Origin of the sequence: Paenibacillus sp. 1-18, from assembly GCF_000520755.1 — a bacterium.
GTDB classification, from domain to species: domain Bacteria; phylum Bacillota; class Bacilli; order Paenibacillales; family Paenibacillaceae; genus Paenibacillus; species Paenibacillus brasilensis.
In genome coordinates this window covers 1-14,849 of record NZ_ASSB01000083.1, presented here as the reverse complement: position 1 = coordinate 14,849, position 14,849 = coordinate 1, and the positions used below count along the sequence as shown (strand labels likewise).

Genomic DNA, 14,849 nt, shown 5'->3' with positions numbered 1-14,849 from the left:
GGACAGCCGCGCAATCAGGCGCAGCAGGGTCGTTTTACCGCTTCCGTTGCGGCCGATAAGCCCCACCTTTTCCCCGGTATGGATTTCAAATGATGCACTATCCAAAATCAAATTCGCAGCGTGGTATTTCTTCAATTGTTGACCATTCACAATATACATGTTCAGGCTCTCCTTTATTTAGGAAGACCCTTACCTGGGTAACACAAAAAGAGCCGCAGGAGCAACCCCGCGACTCTTCGGAAGATACAGCAATCCGTTCGAGTTAAGGTAGGCGTCTTCTCGCGATGTTTACAACCGTATGATTAAAATTGGACAGACTTCTCCCGTTGTATGGAAAAGCATGAACAATGCCAGCCATAGCAATCGGCAGCTGGCTAATACGGTTGTTCAGCATCTCGTGATTCACCTACCTCACCCCTCTCTTCATAATTTTGTGTAGTATAGCATGATTTTTCGGATAATGAAAGAAGGGAATGGCCTATCCACTATAAAATGAATTGGTGTCCGTGCCCTCTGACGGTCTGCGATGTTCCGGTTCTGGTAATCGAAAATACGCCGCATACAAAAGCAATAATTACAAACACCCCGCCGACCCAGGCGTTCGTAGCAACCGTTTCGCTATTCTCAATCACCACACCGCCCAAGGCAGAACCCAGAGCGATCCCGACTTGAAGCGCGGAGAAGTTAAAGCTTTGCTGAATGCTCCCCGATTCGGGTGCATTTTCAATGAGATAGCTTTGCATCGGCGGCGACAATGCCCAGCTCAATATCCCCCAGATGATCAGGAGCGGTGCAAACACATAAATCGAGTGAATCGAGAATGGCAGCAAGAACAGCACGGCGATAAACACCCCAACGACGATTAGAATACTTTTCGCTGTGCCGAACCGGTCAGCCAAAGAGCCGCCAATAAAGCCACCGCTTACTGCCGCCAGTCCAAAGACGAAATAGGCCACACTAATCCATGAGGCGTTAAAGCCCATCAAATTTTCCAAAAACGGAGTAAAATACGCATACAACGTGTAATGCCCTGCCAGTGTCAGCGTAGTGACCAGATGGGCGCTGATCACTTTAACATTTTTTAAGGATTTCAATTGCTGGCGCATAGGCACAACCTGCTCTGTCGGAATTCGCTCCATAAACAAGTTGATTACGATCATAGCAACCACTGTCAACACGACAATGATCAGGAACAGCACCCGCCAGCCAAATGCATTGCCAATCAGCACCCCGGCTGGAATACCAAGCACGATGGACGAGCTAACCCCCATGGAGATGACACCAAGGACTCGGGCCTGATAAGCCTTGGACACTACTTTGACCGCAATGGTCAGCGATAACGTCACAATTAGCGACCCGCTTGCAGCGGTAACGATACGAGACACAAACAATACGGCATAATTCGGACTCCAGAAGGCCAGCAGGCTTCCCAGAAGAAAGATAAACATCGACCACAGGTATAGCCGTTTTCGTTCAATTTTGGCGGTCAGCGCCAATAAGGTCGGCCCGGCAATCGCGTAGACAAGTGCATAAATCATAATAAGCTGACCTGCCGTACTTACAGAGACATTCAAATCTTGTGTAATCTGAGGCAGCACGCCACCGATAATTAACTCCACCAGACCTACCGTAAAGGTCGCAAGCGTTAAAATAACTACTTTAAAGTTCATTACATTAGCTCCTTTGCTGTCATGTAAATCCCTCGTATGACGTAAAAAAATCCTGACCACAAGAAATGTACAAGACGTACACTTTTTGTAATCAGGATTTATCGGTTCCTGGTAGAGACCCTCAAACCATATTATTGAGGTTATACAAATGGGACATTCATTTATTACGCATTCACGAAGGTTATAGCTATTACTATAAAGAAGCCTTTGATTAAGTTCAACCCCCTACAATCGCAAAAATTCGCTCATAGCGCGATCCGCCAGATAAGGTAAATACTCATGACCGTATTCGTGATATCGTGATTCCGTGCAGCGCATCTGAGAGGCCGTGATCGACGTATTTCATCTTTGGACCATTGGCCCCTATTCTCAGGCTCTATAACCAAAAGCCGCTCAGCATGTCGCTGGAGCGGCTTTTGATGTTCATCGATTTTGCAAGCGAGACATCATACTCACTTGCAATTGAGGATATTGCAAAATCCTGATTTAAGAGCGTTGGGCGACAAAGGAATTGCCCGCCTGATTGAGAATCGGCAGCATCCGCATTTCCTGCCCCATCGAGGCTTGGCAAAGTGGACACACTGGTTCGCTCAAAAAGGTAAAATCCGTTCGCATCCAGCCGTTGCAGCCTTCGTTTGTACACGACCAAATGGCTGTATTTTCCTCTGGAATGATCTCCGGGGCCTGGCGTCTGTACATCTACATTCCCCCTCGGTTTTTATAGGGTAATCCCCTGTCAGCATTCTGTTTATTCTCTCCTGTGCGGGTATTAATATGCTCCAAACTCCGAAAAATATGCGTATTTTACAAAAATATTTATTTACGGATTGCTTTGGTCCAGAAGCCGCCATGAAATTGCTTCGGTTCTACCGTAATAACAAAGGCCTTGGGGTCCAGGTCCAGAATTGATTGGTACAGCTTATTCTGGTTTTTCCGTTTAGCCAAAATCTCCATCACCAGACGCTCTCCATCACGTCCACTGCCCAGCCAGGCGGTAACACCATATCCTTTATCCCGCAGCGCATTGGCAATCCCTCCATTGATCTCATTGCTGATTACCTTGACGGTGACGTAGCCGAGCGCTATTTTTTCCTCAATCCATGCCCCGATAAGAATACCTAACGCATAACCAATCGCGTATACCGCCAGACTCGCCACCTGATCCAGATACTTAAGTACTACATTCAAGCCAAGCACATAGACCGTAACCTCCACAGTACTAATGAGTGCAGCGATATATCGCTGTCCTTTCAGCGTTAAAATCATGCGCAGTGTATACGCCGACACGTAAATAATTTGAATAACGAGAATAAATAACAAAATTTTGAGCATACGCTCACTCCCCACTTCACGTTCTGATCTGGCCCATACTCATCATTATACCCCTCTATGTTATACACAGACTCAGGTTTCGTATGACCTGCGCACGGGTAATAACTCACTACAGCATGCTGAATAATGTTCGATCACATAAAGGAGGGCTACCACATGAAGGATAACGGAATTAGCCATAAAATCAAAGGTCAGGTAAACAAAGCCAAAGGTAAAATCAAGGACCAAGTCGGGAATGCCACGGATAATAAGTCCCTACAAGCTGAAGGTAAGCTGGATAAGGCCAAAGGTCATCTTCAGGAAACAGTAGGCAAGCTGAAGGACGGAAAATAATCCTGATTTTTTGATATTCTAACGCACTGTACTACAAACAAGTCTCGCTATCTTATGCAGCGGGCTTGTTTTATTTTGTTCGGATACCTTTGGAAAAAATATTTACGCAAACAGGGCAACTTTTACAGTTGCTTTTGCGTCTAACCAATATAAGCACAACCAATAATGACTCTTCCAAACTGTTGGATTTTGTATGCATTAATGTTACTCTAGTCTATGAATCAAGCTATAATTCTTAAATAAAGGGGTAGACCAACGAATGAAATCATTGAAATCCATGAAGAAACCTGTCATCCTCACTGCCGTATCGGCCTTGGCCATCTCCGGAGCTCTTTTTAGCCAATCCACATATGCCGCACAAGTGACTAAGCCGATCCAAGCAGTATATAACAATATTAAAATCATCTACAACGGAACTGAAGTGCCTTACGACGCTAAAACAGAACCATTCTTACTAGATGGCGTAACGTATCTCCCGCTTAAGCTGGCAGGTACTGCCTTGGATAAAAAAGTAGACTGGGACGGCACCAACAAACGTGTGGTCATTGCTGACAAAGGCGTTCCGATTGATCAATCTACGGTGACGGCACTGAACAACCAGATTGCAACACTGACTCAGGAGCTGAACACAGCGAAAGCAGCGAACACGACTAAGGATGCTACCATCGCTCAACTGCAAAAAGACAATCAGACGCTAAAAGATGATGCAAGCAAAAATAGCTCAGACTCCTTGAAAGATCTCCAACGTAAGCTGAATGATGATCACCGGGATGACTACAACACCAACTCGGATATCACGCTGGATGGTAACAAAAAAGATATTTCAGTGACCATCGAAATGACGAAATCCAGATGGACTGACCTAACCAGCAGCAGAAAAGAAACCTTCCTTGAAGACATCGGTGAAGATATTTTGAAAGAGTATAAAGATGCCGATATAGAGGGTACGGTTAAAAACTCCAGTAATAGAGATAAAATGGCAACCTTTACAATCAACAGCAGAGGCAAGGTTTCTTTAAGGGATGTAGCTTCATCCTTCGATGCAAACACGATCCAACGTGATTTGTTCAACAGATATAGCAACTACGCCGGGGTCGGCTTTGATTTCAGTGTAAGAGGCGACAGTAGTAAAGCTGACGTGGATGTGTATGTAGGTTTGGATGACTGGAATAAACTCTCAAGTTCGCAAAGAAGCAACCTGACAGATGGCGTTATTGATTTCCTTAAAAACAGAGAGTCCATTGACAGAATCAATGGAACTGTACGCAATAAGGACAACCGCAACCTAATCACTAACTTCTAAGTGTAAATTAAAAAACTAAGCGACAAAGGTTCAAAGCCCTTGTCGCTTTTTGTTTCAGTTAATCAACCTTCCTACGGAAGTAATATATTTTACATAATCTTTATCCGCATTGGTCGTATCTATATTTCTTGTATAAACCAAATTACCAGGAGTGGTGATTTTCACTTTGTAAAACATACTGGGTTTAGAATAGGGATTTACACTATAGGTCCCTTTGCTATAAACAATCATAGGATTAAAGTCAATTTGCTTGGAGACGGGCGATAAGCCACTCTTATACGTAGCATGAATATTCAATCTACCTTTCTTTTTATCCCAATCAAAGGAAGTAAGATCAAACGCATTCGCATCAATGACCTGAGCCAGGTCTTGTCCCTTAAAATTGATAAGAACTGGACTTTCCGTAAAGCTATCATGTCTTAGTGTCAATAATTCACGCTTGGGATCCCACTCCATCTTCGCATCTGTATCTTTCAACAGGATGGATACCGGTAAAAACATCGCATTGCTTTTCATGATGGGGACTGTATCCATTGTCACTGGATCGCCGTTAACCGATATTTCAGGTGATCCGATCGTTGCGGTTACATCACGACCCAAAAGATCAACAGAAGCGGTTTTGTTCGCTGCATTGTATGTTACTTTACCACCCAATATATCCTCAGCCGCTTGGAGCGGTATAAGCAGTCTGCCCTTCTGATCCACAAAAGGTGATGCAGGATAGGTGTATAAAACGTAATGATCATTGACCTTCAAGTGTATGGGGGTTTGGCCTTGAGCTTGAGCAAATGCCAAATTTGAGCTGGCAGCGCCAAAACTCAATATAAGCATAAGGCAGATTAATAACCTGATTTTCATAATGCCCTCCTAGTTTATTTTTCATTTCTAGTGTATCGCCACAGAAATATCATTTCAACCATAATTTACAACATGTGACTAAAAAATGAATATGATATCTTACATATACTGGGTTATAATGGATCTACCTGCAAAACAAAAAGAGAGCGCTGTTCAGCGCTCTCTTTGAATAAAGTATATAAAAAATAAGGATTTTAATAAGCCAAAGCAAAAAGTCCTTTAATGTGGGACAGGTAACGGATGTTACTGCCTTCTTTCATCAAAGTAGCTACAGCGCCTTTCAATTGGGTGCCATTCGCGCCTACCGTACCGATCGCGTCTGTTCTGCCCAAGCTGCCCAGCGTACCGGAGAATACCGGTGTAAACTGTTCCATCTTTGCTCCGTTAAAGTAAGCAAACAGGTTGTAACCCACCGTCTCGCCCATTTGCCAAGCCAACTGTGCAGTTGGAGGGTATGGACGCTCGCCTCCACTCGGGAACACCACTGCGCTGTCACCAGCCAGGAAGATGTCTTCGTGGGAAGTCGATTGCAATGCACCATTCACGGTTGCACGACCACGGTTTACTTCGATACCGGATGCGCCAACCAGTGCGTTGCCTTGTACGCCGCCTGTCCAGATCAGGGTGTTCGTTTTGATCGAACGTCCGTCTTTGAGCAGAACTTCGTCGGCTTTCATTTCCGTAATTGGAACACCAGCTACGATTTGAACGCCACGTTTTTCAAGGCTTGTTACTGCACGATCAACCAGCGCCTGAGGGAAGCCTGCCAAAATAGATGGTCCAGCTTCTACACAGTAGAGGCTAATATCTTCGTAGTTAATGCCTTTCTCACGACAAACCACAGGCAGCTTGTCAGCATATTCGCCCACCAGCTCAACGCCTGTCAGACCACCGCCGCCGATAACGATTGTAGCATCTGCTTTGTTGCCGGATTGCTTGTAAGCATCCAGACGAGCTTCCACATGTGCGCGAATGCGATTAGCTTCTGCCACTGATTTCAGTGTGAAGCTATGCTCTTGCAGTCCTGGAATACCAAAGTAAGCCGTTTCACTGCCCAGGGAAATAACGAGAGCATCATAGCTCAACGTAGCGCCACTGGCCAAGGTTACTTTTTTATCGTCCGGTTTGATTTCCGAAACTGTATCCACCTTCAGGATAATATCTTTGTTACGCAGCAGTTTCTCCAAAGGAAGCGCAACAGCTTTTTCGGCAATTGTACCTGCCGCCAAACGGTGCAGCTCCGTAATAATTTGGTGCGACGCAAAGCGGTTTACCACTGTAATGGTTGCTTGGCTAGCGTCCAAGTGCTGACGTGCTGTGAGAGCAGCCAGCAATCCGCCGTATCCTCCGCCCAAGATCAAAATTTGCTTCGACATGTCCATCCTCCGTTCTCGATCAGGTAATTATTTGCTTTCGCGTTGGCGCTCATTCAGAATATCCAGGAAAGCCTGGCTGAAACGCAGCGTTTTTTGTACATTTGGATCTTTAAGCATTTTGAGCAGGCCAAACAGACCTACACTGCCGTCCGTAGTTTGTACGCGGTCGTTAGCTTCAATGGCAGCAGAAGCCAAACCTTTTGCCGACTCTGTAACAGGCTTCACAAACTCTCCCATGGAGCTTTTCATATCTCCGAGAAAGACAGGGTCAGTTGCCAAACTGCGGGCTACATCATAAGCGTCGGTCATCAGAGTAACCATCTCAGTCAACTTGGGCAGATTCTCTACCAGCACGGTCAGCGATTGCTGAACCTCCGGTTTCATCAATTGGTCCAGTATATCCCGAGACTCTTTGGTAGCTTCTTGTGTTACAGCCACCTCTTGTTGGTTTTCAGACATGCGTGAACGTCCTCCTTTACTGTGAAAATAGAAGTCCATTCCTTTCTCATAACCTGTATCTATAAACTCTAGCAATAAAAACGTTCAAAGAATTCGCGCCCTTAAATATGCAAGAAGCACAGCTTAAACCAGGCCTATACCCTAAAGGGCAAGACTGATCATCGCAGATGCCAATTGTATATTGCTTGGACGGTATTCTGTTGTTGTTACTGCTGCGGAATATCTCACGAAGCACTTCTCCGTGACTACAACAGGTCGAAACGGAACCCTATACCTCTATATTACACTGTTTACAACACTAACGTCGAAAAAATTTTAAATTTGCACAAATTTCTGCAAATTTTTATTTGTTATTTTAGATAAAAATTAGAATAAGCTCGATTTTTGTCCAAATTTACCGTAAAAAAAGGGGGTCCTCCGAAGTATAGGAATCATCACGAGACTCTAAATGACCAGGAGATGACAGCGGCACACCGGACTCGATGAACTCCTCTACATCACGGGCAGCTTTAACCTGATTGCACTCATTGCAGGCACATACACAGTTGACCGGCGTCGTATGTCCACCTTTAGCCCGAGGCAGTAAATGATCAATGGTATCACCATAGCCGCCGCAGAAAAAACAGGTATAACGATCACGCTTGAGCACGTATTGACGAAATTCTTTGTTACTGTAGAGTCTGCGAACAGTGTATGGATTTACAATCACCGCCATGCGCTCTCTAACCAGAGTCATCGCCAAATCAAGCTCAATCTCCTGATGCCAGCGTCTCCCCTGATCGGTTTTGCCTCTCAGCCGAATCATGCCATTGCGATTGAGCCGCAGCGCACGGGTATCCGCAGGCTTCAGCCTGCTGAGCAGATTCCGCACCCGTTGCCGATGGCGTTCGCGCGCCTTATCTGTGACCGGCTTCCTGCGGGGTGGGTAAGGCAGCAGTTCAGGCTGTACCGATGTATCCAGACATGGGACATCCTCACCTGCCCCCGGGTTATGTCGCGCCGTGGAAGCGGCTAAGGGCTTTATTGCCTCGCCGGAAGGGGTAGAAATGGCTACACGCTCTTGTGTGGCTAAGCCCCGGCAGGAACGGCAAGGGCCACGTCGAGAGTACGGACCTGCCCGGCGACCGGTTCTGCGCTGAAACTCCGTCAGCGGCTTCAGCTCCTGACAATACGTACATTTTTTCATCAGCGGCTCGCCCGCTTCATTCCTGTTTTGCTGCGGTTCCGTCATGTTCATCCCTCCTTCCTCCGTCGCTCATATTTCATCGGTAGCCTGAAATTCGTGCCCCTGTTAAGTTAGATCCATTTTATCGTGTTCACGTTTCCTTTTCTAGCCATTGTATGGCTGCAACGATCAGGTATAACAAATTTTAATGATTTGGCATACGTTATACAGCGATGCCTGTTCTTCGTTTAGCATCTATATTAACCGTCTGACGTTTAGCCCCCCTCACTTGGTGGGTAACTTGTTATATATGGAGGAGGGACGCACATGAAAAGGAACCATACGATGATGCAGTTTTTCGAGTGGAATGTCGAAGCAGACGGTTCACACTGGAAGAAACTTGCCCGCCTGGCACCGGAACTAAAGACTAAAGGAATTGACGCGATATGGATTCCACCTGTTACCAAGGGTCAATCGCCCGAGGATACGGGATACGGCGTCTATGACCTTTACGATCTGGGCGAGTTTAATCAAAAAGGTGCGGTACGCACCAAATACGGTACCAGGGAAGACCTATTGGAGGCTGTTGCCGCCTGTGTTCGCCACGGCGTAGCCGTCTATGTCGATCTGGTCATGAACCATAAGGCCGGCGCGGATGAAACAGAAGTGTTCAAGGTCGTCGAGGTTAACCCGGATAACCGCAATGAGGTTATCTCAGAGCCCTTCGATATCGAAGGATGGACTAAATTTACATTTCCCGGACGTCAAGGTCAGTATTCCACATTCCAATGGAATTTTGAACATTTTAACGGAACCGATTATGATGCAAGCCAGGACCGGACAGGAATTTATCGTATTTTAGGCAAAAATAAAAGCTGGAGCGAAAATGTAGATGATGAATTCGGCAATTATGATTATTTAATGTTTGCCAATATTGACTATAATCATCAGGATGTGCGCAGGGAAATGATTCGCTGGGGCAAATGGCTGGTGGATACCCTGCAATGCAACGGATTTCGTCTGGATGCGATCAAGCATATCAATCATGAATTTGTACGGGAATTCGCCACGGAAATGATCAAAAAACGTGGACAGGATTTTTATATGGTAGGCGAGTTTTGGAAACCGGATCTGAAGTCATGCCAGAAATTCCTGGATACCATTGATTATAAAATCGACCTGTTCGACGTATCCCTCCACTACAAACTACATAGCGCTTCCTTGGGTGGAAAGGATTTCAATCTAAGCACCATTTTCGAGGACACGCTGGTCCATACTCACCCCCTAAACTCGGTCACTTTTGTCGATAATCATGATTCCCAGCCCCATGAAGCGCTCGAATCCTGGGTGGAGGACTGGTTCAAGCCCAGTGCCTATGCGCTCATTCTGCTTCGCAAAGACGGTTACCCCTGCGTATTCTACGGGGATTACTACGGTATTCAGGGAAAAACACCCGTGAAAGGCAAGCAGGCCGAGTTAGATCCGCTCCTGTATGCCCGATACCACAAAGCCTATGGGGAGCACAAGGATTATTTTGACGATCCCCATACGATTGGATGGGTGCGTCAGGGCGTTCCTGAATTGAAAAGCTCCGGCTGTGCTGTAGTGATTACCAATGCAGACAAAGGGGAAAAACGAATGTTCGTAGGGAAACAGCGTGCTGGAGAGCAATGGACTGATTTGACGGGACATCACGACCACTTTATAACAATCGGGCAGGACGGCTACGGCGTATTTCCGGTTCGTGCTGGCAGTGTCTCGGTATGGGCACTTCCTGCCGAGGATGACAGCCCGGAAGCAGAAGACGATGTGGAAGCTTAACTTTATCCAACACAAAGAGGACAGGATGCGAGGAAGCGCCCTGTCCTCTTTGGTATCATCAATTACTCCGTCACCTTGCTTTGGTTGGCCACAGCCTGCTTTTTCGCCTCCACATGACTCGGATCACCCAAATAGAAGCGTCGGATCGGATCTATATGATCGTCTAGCTCATACACCAGCGGAATACCTGTCGGAATATTTAAATCCAACAATGCGGTTTCGTCCAGATTCTCCATATACTTGATCAATGCGCGTAAAGTATTGCCATGCGCGGAAATGATAACCCGATCCTTTTTGAGGATCAATGGCACAATCCGCTGCTTCCAAAACTCACCGACCCGGTGCACCGTATCCTCCAGACTTTCCCCCAGCGGCAGCTCCTCTGGCTTAATATGGCGATAACGCTCTTCTCTGCGTGGACTCCGCTCATCCTTCTCATCCAGCATGGGAGGTCGTACTGTCAAGCTGCGCCGCCAGATATGAACCTGTTCCTCGCCGTATTCAACGGCAGAATCCAGCTTGCTAAGCCCTTGAAGAGCGCCATAATGGCGTTCATTCAACTTCCAGGACTTCTGCACAGGTATCCACAAATGGTCAAGTTCATCCAGGATGTGATACAGCGTGCGGATGGAACGTTTTAGCACAGAGGCAAACGCCAAATCAAATGTATACCCGGCCTCCTTGAGAATACGCCCGGCCTCGATGGCTTCATGCGTTCCTTGTTCAGTTAGGTCCACGTCCGTCCAGCCTGTGAACAGGTTTTGACGGTTATACACACTTTCTCCATGTCTCACCAACACTACTTGATACATACACTCACTCCTCTCCTTGTCAGTCATGATGTATATGTTTTACCCAACTTCTATGTATTTAACGTAAAATACAATTTTTAAAACGTTTCTTCTTTGGTATCCGTTCTATACAATAGTTACCTAATACAACATTAACGTGGTGTCGTCTTAAACTAACAAAAAAAGCTGTCGAGACTTTCTCGACAGCCGGGACTGACCCCATAACGTGAGACAAATCAAAACACCTTCAAGAGAATCAAGCCATGTCGTAAGATATGGAGATAACCTTGGAGGTGTTTTTACGTTGGCAACGAGAGTGAGTTACCCCCTAGAAATAAAGATGCAAGCGATTGAATTGAGATTGGCAAGAGTTCCGGTAAGAGAGGTTATGGAGCAACTGGGAATACGAATAAGACACAGCTAAAAACATGGATGAGGTGGTATCGAAAAGGTGAAATGCATCAATGTACTGTACGCCATTCGCCATTAATTAAGCGAAAAACTTCAGTAGTATTCCAACATTTTCGAAGTTTTTCTTGTCCATCTTCTCCTGCTACGTAATTGTGTAAATTATAACTCAACACAGCCAAATCACCAGTTTCACTGACAGCGACATCTGAATTGAGTTATTCACTCCGAACAATATTAGGATTTATATAGCGTGACATTTCGTCACTACCGTATGTGACAGAAAAACACTTAGAATCACAGAGGAAGTTTTAACACATTAACAATAAATGAGGAGGGGAGATTTTCATTGTGTATGATAAAAATTTAACGAGGCGTGAAAGGGGAAACAGGTATGACCTATTTATGAAAAACAAACCAGTAACAAGAGTGTTTTAAGGAAAATAAGTAATTTCTAGGGTTAACATACATGTGGAAAAAAAGGAATTTACCGTTTGTTAGGACACAATAGCGTTTGTGAAAATAATAATGAGTAAAGATAATTGCAAATCCACTCTTGCCCTAAAACAGCAAATAACTACCGATACAATATGAATAGAGGAGAGGAATATCTTTATGAAAAAGCATTGTCAAATTGCATCTACAGGTTTAGTCCTTTTAATGGCTGGAAGTTCTCTGTTATACACAACACCAACCTCAATTGTAAAAGCGGAGTCCATTCAAAATGTATCTAGTCCGTTACAAACAAGCACTCAAAGTGAACGTAATTCCGTCAAAGAGGCAATGCGGGATACATTGCAACTTGGATATCCTGGGATACTTGCTAAAACTTCTGAGGGTGGAAAAACATGGAGTTATGCCGCTGGGTTAGCGGACCTGAGCACCAAGAAACCAATGAAAACAGATTTTCGCTTTCGCATTGGTAGTGTAACGAAGACGTTCATTGCAACAGTTCTACTTCAATTATCTGGAGAGAACCGTTTGAATCTAGACGACTCCATTGAAAAATGGTTGCCTGGTGTCATTCAAGGAAACGGATATAATGGTAACCAAATTACTATCCGGCAGATATTGAATCATACAAGTGGTATCGCTGACTATGTAAATTCAAAAGACTTTGATTATACGGATACAAAAAAATCGTATACGGCTGAAGAATTCGTAAAGATGGGGATTTCTCTTCCCCCAGACTTTGCCCCAGGAAAGGGTTGGTCTTATTCAAACACAGGATACGTAATACTGGGGATCCTTATTGAAAAAGTAACTGGACACAGCTATGCGGAAGAGGTTGAAAATCGGATTATTGAACCGCTTGATTTGTCAAATACATTCCTACCTGGCAATTCAAGCGTGATTCCAGGCACCAAGCATGCCCGTGGCTATTTCCAACTAGACGGAGCAAGTGAGCTAAAAGACGTTACTTATATTAACCCAGGTAGCTCGGATGGAGATATGATTTCTACTGCTGACGATTTAAACAAATTCTTCTCTTACTTACTCAGTGGTAAATTACTGAAGGAACAGCAACTAAAACAAATGCTTACTACAGTTCCTACAGATAGAGAAGGAACCGGATATGGTCTTGGGATCTTTGAAACTAAGCTTCCAAACGGTGTCTCGATATGGGGACACAAAGGTAGAGTTCTAGGGTTTACCACTTTTGCTGGTGGCACACTTGGAGGCAAGCATACATTGGTCGTCAATTTGAACAGCCTTAAAGCTGATAGTCCTGATCCATTTAAAAATATTTTACTTGCTGAATTTAGCAAGTAGGCAAAAAGGAAAACAATGGTTTAAACTGGGCTCCTTAGAGCATGTCAAAAAAACTAACAAATAAGTATTTTAGGAGGGTATTATGAAAAAGAAAATGATTATTGCACTTGGTGTTTTTGCTATAATACTGACTAATTTTGTAGGAAGTACTTATGCAGACTCGAAAACAGGAGTTTCTGTTACAGCTCCCTACAATACAAATCAAATAGCGGAATGGTTAGAAATGCATGCAAAGCCTTTAAAAACAACTAATCCAACTGCATCTTTTAATGATTTAAAACCACTTAAGAATATGGTAGGTTCAGCTTCAATTGTAGGTTTAGGTGAAGCTACGCATGGGGCTCATGAAGTTTTTACAATGAAACAACGCATTGTTAATTATTTAGTATCTGAAAAGGGATTCATCAACTTAGTTTTAGAAGAGGGATGGGACAGAGCTTTGGAGCTTGATCGATATGTTCTTACTGGTAAGGGGAACCCAAGCCAACATCTATCACCAGTATTTAACACAAAAGAAATGTTAGATCTACTTAGTTGGATTCGACAATATAATGCTAATCCAAAACATAAATCTAAAGTGCGTATCATTGGGATGGACATTCAATCAGTAAACGAGAATGTCTATAATAATATAATAGAATATATAAAAAGAAACAATTCAGATCTTGTGCCTAGAGTAGAAGAGAAGATAAAAGGTCTTATTCCTGTAACAAAGGATATGAATACTTTTGATAGCCTTACGAAAGAAGAAAAAGAAAAGTATATTTCAGATGCTAAACAAATCAGTGCTTTATTAGAACAAAATAAAAGTTATCTAAACGGAAAATCCAAAGAGTTCGCATGGATAAAACAAAATGCTCGTATTATTGAACAGTTTACTACAATGTTAGGAGGAACATCCCCTGATAAACCATCGGATTTTTATTTGAAACATGATATTGCAATGTATGAAAATGCGAAGTGGACTGAAGAACATTTAGGGAAAACCATAGTTTGGGGACATAATGGACACGTTTCGAAAACAAATATGATTCCATTTGTATACCCTAAAGTAGCTGGGCAGCATTTAGCAGAATATTATGGAAAACGGTATGTATCTATTGGAACATCTGTTTATAAAGGACAATATAATGTCTATAATAATGATGGTGAATTTGGCCCATATGGAATATTAAAATCAGATGATCCAAACAGTTATAATTACATTTTTGGACAGGTCAAAAAAGATCAATTTTTTATTGATTTACGTAAGGCGAACGGAGTGACAAAAACTTGGTTAAACGAACAACATCAAATTTTCGCTGGAATAACTAAAGAAGGCCCTGCTATACCAAAAACTGTTGATATATCATTAGGTAAAACATTTGATATACTTGTTCAAATTCAAAAAGTCAGTCCATCTCAACTACATCAATAATTTGTAATAATGTGGCTTAACGAAGTGTAGTACTGATGATAGTGTTAAGTGTCAATAGAGTTGTTTAAAAATGTCAGCTAGGTTATTCTATTAAAAGATCATTAGATGGAATAAATGTTTTCAAAATGCGAGAAGGCTTGCTT

At 43.8% G+C, this 14,849-nt stretch carries 14 protein-coding genes, 2 pseudogenes and 1 riboswitch; of the genes and pseudogenes, 5 read left to right on the top strand and 11 right to left on the bottom strand.

All coding sequences use genetic code 11. The features are described from left to right. From L693_RS28880 to L693_RS0105715, 5 genes are all read right to left on the bottom strand, one after another. On the bottom strand, positions 1–159 hold a 159-nt coding region (locus L693_RS28880), incomplete at its 3' end, for an ATP-binding cassette domain-containing protein (RefSeq protein ID WP_155983771.1). A gap of 103 nt (positions 160–262) precedes the next feature. Beyond that, the gene (locus tag L693_RS30450; protein ID WP_016822706.1) at positions 263–406 is read right to left on the bottom strand and encodes an RAxF-45 family protein; all 144 of its coding nucleotides are present in this window, start codon (positions 404–406) and stop codon (positions 263–265) included. A gap of 79 nt (positions 407–485) precedes the next feature. After that, entirely contained in the window at positions 486–1,670 is a 1,185-nt protein-coding gene (locus tag L693_RS0105725) for an MFS transporter (RefSeq protein WP_025716445.1), read from the bottom strand. A gap of 68 nt (positions 1,671–1,738) precedes the next feature. After that, positions 1,739–1,838, bottom strand: a riboswitch (purine riboswitch). A gap of 318 nt (positions 1,839–2,156) precedes the next feature. Next, positions 2,157–2,369: a cold-shock protein gene (locus tag L693_RS0105720; RefSeq protein WP_025716444.1), complete on the bottom strand. Its 213-nt coding sequence runs from the start codon at positions 2,367–2,369 to the stop codon at positions 2,157–2,159. Between the two features lie 117 nt (positions 2,370–2,486). Further along, positions 2,487–3,002, bottom strand: a complete 516-nt coding sequence (locus L693_RS0105715) for a DUF2179 domain-containing protein (RefSeq protein WP_025716443.1) — start codon at positions 3,000–3,002, stop codon at positions 2,487–2,489. A gap of 156 nt (positions 3,003–3,158) precedes the next feature. On the opposite strand from L693_RS0105715, the gene L693_RS28875 reads away from it, so the two are divergent. Together L693_RS28875 and L693_RS0105705 are read left to right on the top strand one after the other, a co-directional pair. Further along, positions 3,159–3,335: a CsbD family protein gene (locus L693_RS28875; RefSeq protein WP_081752087.1), complete on the top strand. Its 177-nt coding sequence runs from the start codon at positions 3,159–3,161 to the stop codon at positions 3,333–3,335. Between the two features lie 259 nt (positions 3,336–3,594). Further along, positions 3,595–4,638 (top strand): stalk domain-containing protein, encoded by a 1,044-nt coding sequence (locus L693_RS0105705; protein ID WP_025716442.1) that lies wholly within the window; start codon positions 3,595–3,597, stop codon positions 4,636–4,638. A 54-nt stretch (positions 4,639–4,692) separates the two neighbouring features. On the opposite strand, the gene L693_RS0105700 is transcribed toward L693_RS0105705, so the two are convergent. The 4 genes from L693_RS0105700 to L693_RS0105685 all read right to left on the bottom strand — a co-directional run bounded on the left by L693_RS0105700 (position 4,693) and on the right by L693_RS0105685 (position 8,562). Next, positions 4,693–5,496 carry a copper amine oxidase N-terminal domain-containing protein gene (locus tag L693_RS0105700; RefSeq protein WP_025716441.1) on the bottom strand — a complete coding sequence of 268 codons (804 nt, stop codon included), beginning with the start codon at positions 5,494–5,496 and terminating at the stop codon, positions 4,693–4,695. 194 nt (positions 5,497–5,690) lie between these two features. Continuing rightward, complete coding sequence (locus L693_RS0105695; RefSeq protein ID WP_025716440.1) at positions 5,691–6,872, bottom strand: NAD(P)/FAD-dependent oxidoreductase; 1,182 nt, start codon at positions 6,870–6,872, stop codon at positions 5,691–5,693. Positions 6,873–6,899: 27 nt separating this feature from the next. Further along, positions 6,900–7,331: a DUF1641 domain-containing protein gene (locus tag L693_RS0105690; protein ID WP_025716439.1), complete on the bottom strand. Its 432-nt coding sequence runs from the start codon at positions 7,329–7,331 to the stop codon at positions 6,900–6,902. Positions 7,332–7,725: 394 nt separating this feature from the next. Beyond that, positions 7,726–8,562 carry an HNH endonuclease gene (locus L693_RS0105685; RefSeq protein ID WP_025716438.1) on the bottom strand — a complete coding sequence of 279 codons (837 nt, stop codon included), beginning with the start codon at positions 8,560–8,562 and terminating at the stop codon, positions 7,726–7,728. 261 nt (positions 8,563–8,823) lie between these two features. Here L693_RS0105685 and L693_RS0105680 point away from each other — a divergent pair, with 261 nt between their 5' ends. Then, a complete protein-coding gene (locus L693_RS0105680) occupies positions 8,824–10,317 on the top strand; it encodes an alpha-amylase (protein WP_025716437.1) in 1,494 nt (497 codons plus the stop codon). A gap of 62 nt (positions 10,318–10,379) precedes the next feature. On the opposite strand, the gene gpmA is transcribed toward L693_RS0105680, so the two are convergent. Continuing rightward, the gene (gpmA, locus tag L693_RS0105675) at positions 10,380–11,129 is read right to left on the bottom strand and encodes a 2,3-diphosphoglycerate-dependent phosphoglycerate mutase (RefSeq protein ID WP_025716436.1); all 750 of its coding nucleotides are present in this window, start codon (positions 11,127–11,129) and stop codon (positions 10,380–10,382) included. A 440-nt stretch (positions 11,130–11,569) separates the two neighbouring features. Further along, positions 11,570–11,716: pseudogene (locus L693_RS31110) on the bottom strand (DUF4440 domain-containing protein); the annotation flags it as partial. Positions 11,717–12,106: 390 nt separating this feature from the next. Between L693_RS31110 and L693_RS0105670 the strand changes: the two are divergent. After that, positions 12,107–13,289: pseudogene (locus L693_RS0105670) on the top strand (serine hydrolase domain-containing protein). Positions 13,290–13,371: 82 nt separating this feature from the next. Next, positions 13,372–14,706: an erythromycin esterase family protein gene (locus tag L693_RS0105665; RefSeq protein WP_025716434.1), complete on the top strand. Its 1,335-nt coding sequence runs from the start codon at positions 13,372–13,374 to the stop codon at positions 14,704–14,706. The last annotated feature ends 143 nt before the right edge of the window (positions 14,707–14,849 follow it).

Bases quoted from the DNA above. Each gene is read 5' to 3' on its own strand.
- L693_RS0105665 (WP_025716434.1), top strand. From the start codon at position 13,372: ATGAAAAAGAAAATGATTATTGCACTTGGTGTTTTTGCTATAATACTG.
- L693_RS0105700 (WP_025716441.1), bottom strand. From the start codon at position 5,496: ATGAAAATCAGGTTATTAATCTGCCTTATGCTTATATTGAGTTTTGGC.
- L693_RS0105685 (WP_025716438.1), bottom strand. From the start codon at position 8,562: ATGACGGAACCGCAGCAAAACAGGAATGAAGCGGGCGAGCCGCTGATG.
- gpmA (WP_025716436.1), bottom strand. From the start codon at position 11,129: ATGTATCAAGTAGTGTTGGTGAGACATGGAGAAAGTGTGTATAACCGT.
- L693_RS0105720 (WP_025716444.1), bottom strand. From the start codon at position 2,369: ATGTACAGACGCCAGGCCCCGGAGATCATTCCAGAGGAAAATACAGCC.
- L693_RS0105715 (WP_025716443.1), bottom strand. From the start codon at position 3,002: ATGCTCAAAATTTTGTTATTTATTCTCGTTATTCAAATTATTTACGTG.
- L693_RS0105680 (WP_025716437.1), top strand. From the start codon at position 8,824: ATGAAAAGGAACCATACGATGATGCAGTTTTTCGAGTGGAATGTCGAA.
- L693_RS28875 (WP_081752087.1), top strand. From the start codon at position 3,159: ATGAAGGATAACGGAATTAGCCATAAAATCAAAGGTCAGGTAAACAAA.
- L693_RS0105725 (WP_025716445.1), bottom strand. From the start codon at position 1,670: ATGAACTTTAAAGTAGTTATTTTAACGCTTGCGACCTTTACGGTAGGT.
- L693_RS0105705 (WP_025716442.1), top strand. From the start codon at position 3,595: ATGAAATCATTGAAATCCATGAAGAAACCTGTCATCCTCACTGCCGTA.
- L693_RS0105690 (WP_025716439.1), bottom strand. From the start codon at position 7,331: ATGTCTGAAAACCAACAAGAGGTGGCTGTAACACAAGAAGCTACCAAA.
- L693_RS0105695 (WP_025716440.1), bottom strand. From the start codon at position 6,872: ATGTCGAAGCAAATTTTGATCTTGGGCGGAGGATACGGCGGATTGCTG.